This is a genomic window from Corynebacterium sp. UMB8791, from assembly GCF_054166365.1.
Genome location: NZ_JBSZCG010000130.1, coordinates 1 through 10659 on the forward strand (window position 1 = coordinate 1; position 10659 = coordinate 10659).

Genomic DNA, 10659 nt, shown 5'->3' on the forward strand with positions numbered 1-10659 from the left:
ATGAGTTCAGCGTGTGGATGCGAACACGAACCAACCACGGAAATCGAAGATCTCGATCGGCCATGGTGGAAGGACCCCGAGTTGCTACTGCCGATCTTCTCCGGCGTAGCCCTCTGCATAGGTCTGGCGCTGGGCTGGTCCGGGCTAGAGGCACCCGCGACAGTACTGTTCTGGGTCGGCCTACTGTTGGGGGCGTATACGTTCGCGCCCGGCGCTACCCGGAACCTTGTCACGAAGCGCAAGCTCGGCATTGGCTTGCTGATGACAATCAGCGCGGGCGGCGCGGTGATCCTCGGTTACGTCGGAGAGGCCGCGGCGCTAGCGTTCCTGTACTCGATCGCCGAGGCGCTGGAGGACAAGGCGATGGACCGGGCGCAGAGCGGACTGCGAGCACTGTTGAAGTTGGTGCCGCAGACCGCGACGGTGCTGCGCGACGGCACGGCGGTCGAGGTCGCAGCGAAGGACCTCGTGGTTGGCGAGCTGATGCTCGTTCGCCCCGGGGAGCGGATCGCCACGGACGGCATCATTCGTTCCGGACGCTCCAGCCTTGACACCTCAGCGATCACCGGAGAATCCATTCCGGAGGAGGTCGCACCGGGCGACGAGGTGCCCGCGGGAGCGATCAACTCCGCCGGTGTGCTGGAGGTCGAGACGACCGCAGCTGGAACTGACAACTCGCTGACCACACTCGTGGACCTGGTCGAGCAGGCACAGGCGGAAAAGGGCGACCGCGCCCGGATCGCCGACCGGATTGCCCGACCCCTAGTGCCCGGGGTGATGATCCTGGCGGTGCTAGTGGGCGTGATCGGCTCGCTGCTCGGCGACCCCGAGACGTGGATCACCCGCGCGCTGGTGGTCCTGGTCGCAGCGTCGCCGTGCGCGCTGGCAATCTCCGTGCCGCTGACGGTCGTGGCCGCGATTGGCGCGGCCAGCCAGTTTGGCGTGGTCATCAAGTCCGGCGCTGCGTTCGAGCGGCTCGGCGGCATCCGTCACCTGGCGGTGGACAAGACCGGAACTCTTACCCGCAACCAGCCCGAGGTTACCGGGGTGGTCCCGGCGGACGGATTCGATCGGGCCCAGGTGCTTTCCTTCGCAGCGGCAGTTGAGCAGCAATCGACGCACCCCCTCGCCGCGGCGATCGCGGCAGCGGCGCCCGAAGCACCCGCCGCCTCGGACATCAGCGAGGAAGCCGGTCATGGCATCGGCGGCACCGTCGAAGGTCGACGGGTGCTGGTGGGCAGCCCCCGGTGGATCGACGCCGGGCCACTGAAGGCAGACGTTGAGCGCATGGAGTCCGAAGGTCAGACCTGCGTCCTGGTCACCGTCGATGACACCCTCGCCGGAGCGATCGGGGTCCGCGACGAGCTGCGTCCCGAGGTTCCCGAAGCTGTGCAGACCCTGCACGCTAACGACGTGAAGGTGAGCATGCTCACCGGCGACAACACTCGCACCGCCCGGGCGCTGGCTGAGATCGCCGGGATCGACGATGTGCGCGCCGAGCTACGCCCAGAGGACAAGGCAAGCATCGTCGCCGAACTCTCCTCCAAGACACCGACGGCCATGATCGGCGACGGCATCAACGATGCTCCGGCACTGGCGGGCGCAACGGTGGGTATAGCGATGGGAGCGACCGGCTCTGACGCCGCGATCGAGTCCGCTGACGTCGCCTTCACCGGCCACGACCTCCGGCTGATCCCTCAGGCACTGCAACACGCCCGCCGAGGCAGCAGGATCATCAACCAGAACATCGTGCTGTCTCTGGCTATCATCATCGTGTTGATGCCGCTGGCGATCAGCGGCGTGCTGGGCTTGGCCGCCGTCGTATTGGTTCACGAGGTCGCCGAAGTCATCGTGATCTTGAACGGCCTGCGGGCTGCACAAGCGAAGCGCTGAGCCACACTTTCGTCCAGCGCGCTGGCTCCCCAACGCGGATCTTAGAAGGATCGTTCTGCTCAGGGACCAAGCGTCATCTCAAAACTTTTGATGCCGAGCTTTATCGACACGGCCCGCAACAACCTGGGCAGTGTGTTTGGCAAAAGGCCCCACACCCATCAGCGTTGCCGAGCCGTCGCCGGTCCAGTTGCCATAACCGACTAGATGCAGATTCTTCACCGCGGCTTCGCGGCCGCGCATGAGGTGGCGGAATGGACCGAGGGTTGGGCGAAAACCAGTGCACCAGATCAGGTGGTCGTGGTCCAGCTCGTTCAAGCTATCGAAGATGGGGGTAGCGGTGAGCTGACCGGAGTTGCGGAGCTCACGTAGATGAGGCAATGCGACAATGTCCCCGAGGTTCGGGTCGGCATCGCCACCGAGAATCCGGCGGCGGCTGCGGAGAAAGAGATCGCGACCATCGACATCATCAGGCATCCAGCGCGGTTGCTCACGTGTGAACCATGTGACCTCCGACGTCCCGATGAGGTCCGCGGCGATCTGAGCACCCGAGTTCGCCCCACCGACCACCGCAACTTTCGCATCGCGGAATGGTTCGGGACCAGGGTAGGTCGACGAATGCCACTGGCGTCCGTGAAAAGTGCCGGGATAGTAGGGCACGAAGGGCGCGGACCACGTGCCTGTGGCAGCGACAACGTGTTCCGCCGTGAATTGACCGGCGGTCGAATCTAGGGTGAACGTCCCTCCCTCGTGGGACACGCTTCGAACGTGCACTGGGCGCCTCACCGGGAGGTCGTACCGTTTTTCGTAGCTTTCCAGATAGTCGATGACATGACTTGCAGGCGGGTACCCCGGGTAGTGCGGCATGGGCCAGCCGGGCAGATTGGAGAATTCCGCGGCGGAGAAAAGCGTCAATGACGGCCACGTATGCAACCACGCTCCACCAGGTTCCTCCTGGTTGTCTAGGACCAAGAAGTCCACTTCGTAGCGTCGCAGGTAGTACGACGTGGCTAGGCCGGACTGGCCACCACCGACGACGATAGCCGTGTGATGCTCAGCCAATCGATCATCCCTCCAGAATCTCCCGGAAGCGCCACTCAGTGTCGTTTCTCATCGGGCACATGCCCGCCCAGGTGTGTCTCCTCGAGCTCACCAACGGGGGAGCTTGTCAATGGTAATCAACGATCTCCACCTTAATGCCCCGCGTTACACGTTGAACTTGAACTCGACCGAGTTTCAGTCGAAAGCTACCTGCCTTTTCGCACCATCAAGCGTAGTAAAATCCTCACCACGGAGCGCACGTATAAGTGGGAGCTGCGCGCCGCGGAGAACTGCGTGACCGAACGTGTGTCGGTGAACGTTGAAGGCGACGGATGGGGCGAAGCCTCGAGCTGTTTAGGTCCGAGCAAGGCGTGTGGTCGGCGGAAACCAATGAAGAGGGCGCCCAGCCTGAAGATCTGCCCTCCCCGGTATCGTCCAGTCCGCCGACCTGAAAGCCGTACTCGATTGCGATCTCGGTCTGTGTCCTCTCACCATCACAATGCCTATTCGTCGCTTGACGCTGCTTGAGACTCAGGTTCCGAAAACGCAGCTGATCATGGCTTGGATTGATATACCGTCCCTCCAGGTGATCGCATCAGACCAGTACTACAGCTCCGTCGATGCTGAAAATGTCCGATACGAAAGCGGAACACGGGGAGTCGACGTCGAGTTGGAGGTCGACGGTGACTGAGTGGTCGTACATTACCCTGATCTCGCACGTCGGGTCTGATCCGGAAACAACTCTAACTACGCTGGGCGGTATGAACGATCTGACCATCGCGCCCGGACCGGGGATCCCCGGTGGCCTCGTCGTCGCCGCGGCGGACCTGTCGGAGCGGTTCGCGAAGGCATCGGGCCCGGGCGGCCAGGGCGTCAACACCACCGACAGTAAGGTGCAGCTGTCCATCGACATCGCGGAATGCGCATCGCTTTCCGACACCCAACGCCGCCGCGCTCTCCACAACCTCGAACACCGCCTGGACGGCACGGTGCTCACCGTGAGCGCATCGACGCAGCGGTCGCAGGTCCGCAACCGTGCCGAGGCGCGGGAACGCATGGCCATCTTGTTGCGCGAGGCGCTCGCCCCACCGCCTCCCCCGCGGCGGAAAACGAAGCCGACGCGCGGCTCGGTGCGGCGCCGTCTCGAAGCGAAAAAGCGGCGCTCGGAACTCAAGTCCACGCGACGGCGACCCCAAATTCCCTAGTTCGAACCATCCGCGTGCATATCCTCACGCTGACGGACCTGGTTCGGGTAACCGCTACGTCGAGACAGCGTGAATCGGCTGAATCCTCTCGATCTCGGCGAGGATTTTGTCTTCTGCCACATCCAGGTCGTACTGGGTCTGTAACCCGAGCCAGAACTGGGGGCTCATTCCGAAGAACTTCGCTAGACGAAGGGCCGTGTCAGCGGTTACAGCGCGCTTACCGTGAACAATTTCGTTGATCCGGCGGGGCGGAACGCCGATGGAGACGGCGAGCTTGTGCTGGGTGATCCCCATTTCCTTGAGAAAGTCCTCCATGAGGATCTCACCGGGGTGAACCGGAGGGAGCTTGTCAGTGGTCGTCAACGATCTCAACCTCCTCTGGCCTCGCGGCGGACCACCGAAAACAGATCCGCCACTGGTCATTGATTCGAATGCTGAACTGACCCCGCCGATCACCTTTCAACGCCTCAAGCCGGTTCTCCGGGGGATTCCGTAACTCATCAAGAGTCTGCGCGTGCCCAAGCTGGCGAAGCTTGCGCAGCGCTACTGAGTGAATGCGGGAATCGATCGAGCGAACCCGCTCTCGATTCCACAAACGCTCGGTGTCCTTGTCAGCGAACGACTGGATCATGCTTCACCTTATCACCCCCATAACGCGAAGCGTCAATAACGCTACACGTTAAATTTGAACTCGACGGATTGTCGAAAGAATATAACCTCCCCCTAGCCGCCAAGCCTTTTCCGTATTACGATTACGTGCATGAAAACTATCAACGGGAAGCTAGTCAGCGAAGAGCAAATCGATGCGTGGGTAACCGAAGCCGAGAAAGGCTACGACGTAGAGACACTTCGTCGACGTGGAAGGAAACCTCGAAACGAAGATGCTGCGAAGGTTATCTCCATTCGGCTTTCCCCCGGCGAGATATCGGACCTCGACAAGTTTGCGGCTGAAAACGGATGGTCACGCTCTCAGGCAATCCGCGAAGCGCTAAAGAATGCTATTTAGAAATGGACGTACGCCGAAGCGCCACGAAACACGGCATCAAGCCAGACGACTCCGTTACTGCCGCGACTTCAGGCTGCGTTTTTAAGACCCCACTCGATGAGGAACACCCTCAAAGGGAACTGCGCCTCGGGTTCGACGGCTCAATGAGATTACTCGAGATTGTCGTACTCATCTGGGATGACGGCACCGAAACGATCATTCACTCCATGAAGGCACGCAAACAGTACCGCGCCCTGCTCGACTAGGCACGAATATCTTCGAAGAAACCCGGTGTGCTTACCGGATACAGCAATCATGCGCTCGCCAAGGCATTGCAAGTGTCTCAAAACTCGGCGAGTTTTGGTCCGCCGCAACCGGTTGCGAAATCGCCGCGGATTACGGCGATTTTGTGATGGTTGATTCCACCCCGGCGCTGGGATTTCAGCGCGTTAAGGATCCGATACCTGGGAAAACCGCATGCACATCGACGTTGGCGGGGCGGAGCGCGAAACTTTAATAGAACGCCTCAAAGACCTAGGCGCTACCGAACTCATCACCCACGAGGCGCCGGGATTGGTGTGGACTGTCATGCAGGACCCGGAAGGCAACGAGTTCTGCGTGAGTATCCCCGGGGCCTAGCTACACATTGAACTTGAACTCGACCCCGTTCCGTAGCCGAATAACCTTTGGAGCCGTGCCGTCAGTCAGCAGAGATGTGGCACCGCAGCGCCTAGGCAAGAGGAGGCAGATGAGTATCGACGACATCGCGGACCACGTCGATGTCGACGCCGAAATACTGGTGCACCAGGATGTTGCGGAGATCCCGAATCTGAGGCCAGACGATCTCAGGGTGCGCGCCGGTGATCTCATCGGGAAGATGGTTCACGGCTTCGCCGGACTGCGACTCACAGCGGCACCGCCTCGGCGAGCGTCGAAGCGGATACCGGGTGCCTGAGCAACTGGGCAGGAAACACATCGATGCCATCGCGCCCGAACAGAGCGCGACTCTCCTCGAGCAGACCAGACGCACGCATCAGGAGACGTCCCTCCGCAGGGTCCATCCCGACGAGGATGTCGATGTCCGATCCTGCAGACGCGGTGCCGCGCGCGACGGACCCGAACAACTTCGGGTTGGTCGCACCGTACCGATCGAGGAGCACCTGGAACTCGTCAAGACGCGCAACGAGAATCTCGCGTAGGGCAAGCGTCTCAGGCGTCATGACGGTCTCAGACATGCTTCCGGGGGTAACGGGCCCGGCAGCACGTCGACATGGAGCTTTGACACTGAAGCGGAACTCCACCGCGTTCTTAAGGGCCGACGACATTCTCCCGTCTCACCGCCGCACCAGGCGGCACTGACGCGCTGCCACCACTTACAGCCGGTCGTCTCGCCCGCCCGCCATGACGCACTCAACGAACGAGCGATAGAGCAGGCTTACACGCGTCTCGCACTAAACGACCGGGCAGCAGCGTCACGGAGGTTCCGAAGTAGCGGCTATCGCAGTGCACCTAAGGGTTTGGTGAGGGAACCAGCCATTCGGCAGCGGTACGAAACGTAGCCCTCAGTTGCGGGTGCTCCCGCACGATCTCTCGCTGTCGCTCTGCCGGCAACCCGAGCTCGTGCAAGACGTTGAGGATTACGACCGCGGTCGTCACCTCGACGACGGCGATCAGCTCCTCGATGGAATGGTTGGGCGTTCTGCCCTCGTGCGCGAGGTCATTGCGGGCGCGCGTCGTCCACTTCGCCCAATGGTCGACATCCGGTAAGAGCTGTGCGATCGCTTCCTGATCGGGTCGCGCGGCGAGGGCATGGAGCCGATCACGGAGGGTCGGGTCGTTGCGGATCGCTCCCTTGAACCTGTTTCGGTGCTCATCGGGAACCTGCGCCAGCATCGCCTCTCGCATCGCCCTGAACCGCCAACGCCTCAAGGCTGCCACCCCTAAAGCCTAAGGCCTAAACCTCAAACCGATACTCGGAGCCATACCGCGGCTGGTACAGCGCCGCATACTCCACATCCACAGCCCTGAAGTGTGGCGATGTCACTTCAGCAAGTGCCTGGATATAGTCCCCTACGATCGCCTTCGGCAGGCGCAGCCCCATCGTTAGGTGCGGAATCCACCGAGCACCACGGCCATCGGGATTGAGCTCGCTGAGCTCCCGCGCTGCTCGCTCAAGCTCGTCCGGGCCCTGCAGCAGCCACGCCACCGTCTGCTTCGACTTCGTCCCGAACACCACCGTGCCTACCCTGTCCAGACGCGCAGACAATAACTGGGGCAGGAGTTCCCCTGCCCGGGCGATCACCTTTCGAGCCATCTGAGGAGCGAACGTCACTGACACGTGCGGGCGCTGCTGCTGAACGGGAAATCCGCGCTGCGCCAGCTCCTCATAAATCTTGCGAATCTCCTGCTCCTGCGTCTTCGGCAAGCGCAGCAAAATGTTCTCCGGGGACATACGACCTCACTCGTTGATGTCTTTCAGGTCCACGATAACGTCGGGGTTGCCGAACGCCTTGCGGACACGCTCGAGGGCATCGGGAAGGCTCAGCCCGTCGGCGGCAGCGCTTAAGATCACGTCTTGTAGGTCGCCTCCTCGGCCCCAATCTTTGTAGTCATCAAACCCATATCCAGTGCCGGTGAGCACTTTGTCATCGTTGAACTTCAGCGCCATGACACCGTTTCCAACCCGCCACATCCACCCCGTCCCTGGGCAAGGCTCACTGGTTTTCGCTTTGCAACATGGCGTCGGAATCATCTCGAGACCCATGTACCGGTAGCGATCATCACTGTCATTGCTTGCCATGTTCGTCGAGCGCCTCCACCCTCAAGTGATTGTCTGCCACGTCTCAACGTACCAAACCGCCAGAAAGTTCGTTCATTTGTTCGAATCGTGCCGATCTGTGTCGGCGGGGGTTGATAGGGTGAGAGCAACTCACGAAAGGAGGGGTCATGACCAGCACAATCACCCGATGCGTCAACGATATTTCGGCAGCGCTGCGCACGTTAAGTGAGCTTTTCGCCGACCCCTCCGCCCTCACATTCAGTGATATCCGGCACGAAATGGAACGCCTCGAGGAGCAATTCAAAAAGAAGGCAACTATCGACGCCGCGTTCGCCTTCATCGCCGAGCGCGAAGAAGCTGGCCGAATTGTCGGCGCTAACTACCCCAACGCGTACCTCCAGCAGTGCCTCGACCTGTCAAAGGGCGAAGCCTACAACCGCCTTGAACGCGGCCGACTCCTCTTCGGCCAGCCGCCAGCACCTAGCACTCCCCCGGCCAGCGAGGAAAGCACCGAGGAGCTTTTCGCTCGCACCCATGAAGTGGAGCAGCAGCAGGCAACTGCCAGAAGAACGTCTTCCCAGGTTAGTGCAGAGAAGCAAAACATCATCCGGCGCGAACTCGACAAGTTGCTCAAAGCTGGCGTGGACGAACGCACCCGCATCTACTCCGCAGCCATGACCGAGGGCTTACGTCGCAACCCCGAAGACCTCCGGCAGTTCGTTCGCCGCGCAGTCAGCGACGTCAACCGGAAACACGCCCCACATACCAACCCTAATGCCGGGTATGAAAATCGTGGCATGTCCATTGGTCGTCGCAAATCGGATGGCACTGTAGACATCTACATCAACGCTACGGCTGGAGATGCCGCCCTGATCAAAGCGCACACAGACAAGGGCCTCGCGCCAAACTCCAACCTTCCAGCAGCGATGCACGACGAAGTGGACTCCCGCACCCGGCAGCAACGTCGGTTCGACCAGTTCTTCGCCATTTTCAAACAACACGAGCAATCGCACCAGAAGGCGAACGGCGGCGCTGCCTCGGTGGTCATTGCACTTACTCTCGACGACCTCGCCGACGGCGATGCTTCCATGCTTTACGGCACCAACACCGGCATCGAAGTCGACTGTTTCGATCTTGTACGCCTCGGCATGGACGGAACTACAGACTTCCTCCTCCAAGTGGACGGCGTCACCTCAGTACCGCTGTGGATGGGGAGAACCACCCGGCTCGCATCGGTCGAACAGCGAATCGCAATGTTCGCCATCCAAGGAGTATGCTCCTGGCTCGGCTGCACCACCCCTATGTCAGAATGTGAGGCACATCATATCCTCGCCTGGATAAAGGGCGGACACACCGATATCGAAAACCTCACTGGTCTTTGCCGCGAGCACCACAGATGCAACAACGACAACAGAGACGGCTCCTTTAACAAGGGCTACATGGATTTCGACCCGCAAACAGGCAAAGCGGGATACCGAAAGCACCCGTCCGATCCAATGAAATTCAACCAATCGGTGCCTGCGAAACACTCGGCAGTCAGCAGAATCTACGCCGCAAAAGGCAGGTGCAACTGCGTACGGACCGGAGAGCGTGACCCCGCCTTGTATCCGCCAGGCCTCTCACCTCCCGTTACGGCTCCACTATCTCAAAGCGCCTAGGGTCGGAGGCATGAAGATCTTTACCGTCGGCCATTCAAACCTCGAGTTTGACCAATTCGTGGGCATGCTCGAGGCTTCCGGCGTGCGTGCAGTCGTGGACGTGCGCAAGCTTCCCGGCTCCAGGAAGTACCCCTGGTTCAACGACGATCAACTTGCCCAACACTTACCTGGGCACGGCATCGAATACTCCCGAAACGAAGGGCTCACCGGGCGGCGCAACGTGTCCAAAACAGTCCCCTTCGAGGTGAACGGCAACTGGCGCAACCGAAGCTTTCACAACTACGCGGACCACGCACTTGGCGACGAATTCGCACAGTCACTCCAAGCGCTCAGGGAACAAGCCAGGACATGCCCAACAGTAATCATGTGCTCAGAGGCAGTCTGGTGGCGTTGCCACCGACGCATCATCGCCGACCACCTCCTGGCCCACGGCGACAACGTGCAGCACATCATGGGAATGACGCAGCATGGCCCCACCCTAAGTGCAGCGAAGCTTAACGACGGAGCTGTCGTCGGCGAGGATAAGAAAGTACGCTACCCGGAGCAAGAGACCAAGTAGCACGTTTCAACTACCCACCGCTGCCCCTGTTCCCATTTCCGCAGTACGCGCCCATTTTTAGCTAGAGGGGCACTAACCTCTCAAAAGCCTCCCAAAATGCATTGATTGAACAGGTGGCAAACTCTTCGCTTCAATGTCAGTTCAGTGCGTTTGAAATAGGTCAGTATTGACTGTATAGTTCAGCACATGCTGACTATTGCTTCGCGCCTCGATGTCATGAACCGGCTCGGCCGGGCCATGGCGGATCCGACGCGCTCCAGAATCCTGATGACCCTACTCGACGGCCCGAGCTACCCGGCTGTGCTTTCGCGCGACCTGGACTTGACCCGCTCGAACGTCTCGAACCACCTGACCTGCTTGCGTGACTGCGGCATCGTCGTCGCCGAGCCGGAGGGCCGCAAGACACGCTACGAAATCGCCGATCCGCACCTCGCGACAGCGCTCAACGCGCTAGTGAACGCGACGTTGGCTGTCGACGAGAATGCCCCGTGCATCGACCCTGAGTGCTCGGTGCCCGGCTGCGACGAGAAAGGAACGGACGC

17 protein-coding genes are annotated in these 10659 nt (G+C 60.7%); 9 read left to right on the forward strand and 8 right to left on the reverse strand.

Going from position 1 to position 10659, the window contains the following annotated elements:
• On the forward strand, nucleotides 1-1893 hold a 1893-nt coding region (locus ACXIUA_RS08495; protein WP_284805195.1), incomplete at its 5' end, for a heavy metal translocating P-type ATPase.
• Between the two features lie 78 nt (nucleotides 1894-1971).
• Here ACXIUA_RS08495 and ACXIUA_RS08500 read toward each other — a convergent pair.
• Nucleotides 1972-2952 carry an NAD(P)-binding domain-containing protein gene (locus ACXIUA_RS08500; protein ID WP_070479383.1) on the reverse strand — a complete coding sequence of 327 codons (981 nt, stop codon included), beginning with the start codon at nucleotides 2950-2952 and terminating at the stop codon, nucleotides 1972-1974.
• 472 nt (nucleotides 2953-3424) lie between these two features.
• On the opposite strand from ACXIUA_RS08500, the gene ACXIUA_RS08505 reads away from it, so the two are divergent.
• Together ACXIUA_RS08505 and arfB are read left to right on the forward strand one after the other, a co-directional pair.
• Entirely contained in the window at nucleotides 3425-3622 is a 198-nt protein-coding gene (locus tag ACXIUA_RS08505) for a putative glycolipid-binding domain-containing protein (protein WP_369415166.1), read from the forward strand.
• Between the two features lie 70 nt (nucleotides 3623-3692).
• Complete coding sequence (arfB, locus tag ACXIUA_RS08510; RefSeq protein ID WP_070362731.1) at nucleotides 3693-4136, forward strand: alternative ribosome rescue aminoacyl-tRNA hydrolase ArfB; 444 nt, start codon at nucleotides 3693-3695, stop codon at nucleotides 4134-4136.
• Between the two features lie 54 nt (nucleotides 4137-4190).
• Here arfB and ACXIUA_RS08515 read toward each other — a convergent pair whose 3' ends face one another.
• Both ACXIUA_RS08515 and ACXIUA_RS08520 read right to left on the reverse strand, forming a co-directional pair.
• Nucleotides 4191-4451, reverse strand: coding sequence for a HigA family addiction module antitoxin (locus ACXIUA_RS08515; protein ID WP_070568690.1), 261 nt, complete (start codon nucleotides 4449-4451; stop codon nucleotides 4191-4193).
• A 34-nt stretch (nucleotides 4452-4485) separates the two neighbouring features.
• Nucleotides 4486-4767 (reverse strand): type II toxin-antitoxin system RelE/ParE family toxin, encoded by a 282-nt coding sequence (locus ACXIUA_RS08520; protein ID WP_070568662.1) that lies wholly within the window; start codon nucleotides 4765-4767, stop codon nucleotides 4486-4488.
• A 129-nt stretch (nucleotides 4768-4896) separates the two neighbouring features.
• Here ACXIUA_RS08520 and ACXIUA_RS08525 point away from each other — a divergent pair, with 129 nt between their 5' ends.
• The 3 genes from ACXIUA_RS08525 (at nucleotide 4897) to ACXIUA_RS08535 (ending at nucleotide 5760) form a co-directional block, all read left to right on the forward strand.
• Complete coding sequence (locus tag ACXIUA_RS08525; protein WP_034662589.1) at nucleotides 4897-5142, forward strand: ribbon-helix-helix domain-containing protein; 246 nt, start codon at nucleotides 4897-4899, stop codon at nucleotides 5140-5142.
• 2 nt (nucleotides 5143-5144) lie between these two features.
• Entirely contained in the window at nucleotides 5145-5387 is a 243-nt protein-coding gene (locus tag ACXIUA_RS08530; protein ID WP_070568665.1) for a hypothetical protein, read from the forward strand.
• A 211-nt stretch (nucleotides 5388-5598) separates the two neighbouring features.
• Complete coding sequence (locus ACXIUA_RS08535) at nucleotides 5599-5760, forward strand: VOC family protein (protein ID WP_246816755.1); 162 nt, start codon at nucleotides 5599-5601, stop codon at nucleotides 5758-5760.
• 91 nt (nucleotides 5761-5851) lie between these two features.
• Here the strand turns inward: ACXIUA_RS08535 and ACXIUA_RS08540 are convergent, their stop codons facing one another.
• The 5 genes from ACXIUA_RS08540 to ACXIUA_RS08560 form a co-directional block, all read right to left on the reverse strand.
• Nucleotides 5852-6106: a HepT-like ribonuclease domain-containing protein gene (locus ACXIUA_RS08540; protein ID WP_083308018.1), complete on the reverse strand. Its 255-nt coding sequence runs from the start codon at nucleotides 6104-6106 to the stop codon at nucleotides 5852-5854.
• Complete coding sequence (locus ACXIUA_RS08545) at nucleotides 6027-6356, reverse strand: nucleotidyltransferase family protein (protein WP_070614131.1); 330 nt, start codon at nucleotides 6354-6356, stop codon at nucleotides 6027-6029. The genes ACXIUA_RS08540 and ACXIUA_RS08545 overlap by 80 nt, the downstream gene beginning before the upstream one ends.
• A gap of 274 nt (nucleotides 6357-6630) precedes the next feature.
• Entirely contained in the window at nucleotides 6631-7059 is a 429-nt protein-coding gene (locus ACXIUA_RS08550; RefSeq protein WP_457976566.1) for a HEPN domain-containing protein, read from the reverse strand.
• Between the two features lie 16 nt (nucleotides 7060-7075).
• A complete protein-coding gene (locus ACXIUA_RS08555) occupies nucleotides 7076-7573 on the reverse strand; it encodes a 2'-5' RNA ligase family protein (RefSeq protein ID WP_284805200.1) in 498 nt (165 codons plus the stop codon).
• Between the two features lie 6 nt (nucleotides 7574-7579).
• The gene (locus tag ACXIUA_RS08560) at nucleotides 7580-7921 is read right to left on the reverse strand and encodes a hypothetical protein (RefSeq protein ID WP_143110584.1); all 342 of its coding nucleotides are present in this window, start codon (nucleotides 7919-7921) and stop codon (nucleotides 7580-7582) included.
• A gap of 146 nt (nucleotides 7922-8067) precedes the next feature.
• On the opposite strand from ACXIUA_RS08560, the gene ACXIUA_RS08565 reads away from it, so the two are divergent.
• The 3 genes from ACXIUA_RS08565 to cmtR form a co-directional block, all read left to right on the forward strand.
• Nucleotides 8068-9558, forward strand: a complete 1491-nt coding sequence (locus ACXIUA_RS08565; protein WP_256041805.1) for an HNH endonuclease signature motif containing protein — start codon at nucleotides 8068-8070, stop codon at nucleotides 9556-9558.
• 10 nt (nucleotides 9559-9568) lie between these two features.
• The gene (locus tag ACXIUA_RS08570; RefSeq protein ID WP_284805197.1) at nucleotides 9569-10117 is read left to right on the forward strand and encodes a DUF488 domain-containing protein; all 549 of its coding nucleotides are present in this window, start codon (nucleotides 9569-9571) and stop codon (nucleotides 10115-10117) included.
• Between the two features lie 186 nt (nucleotides 10118-10303).
• A partial coding sequence (gene cmtR, locus ACXIUA_RS08575) for a Cd(II)/Pb(II)-sensing metalloregulatory transcriptional regulator CmtR (RefSeq protein WP_070362728.1) occupies nucleotides 10304-10659 on the forward strand: 356 nt, incomplete at its 3' end.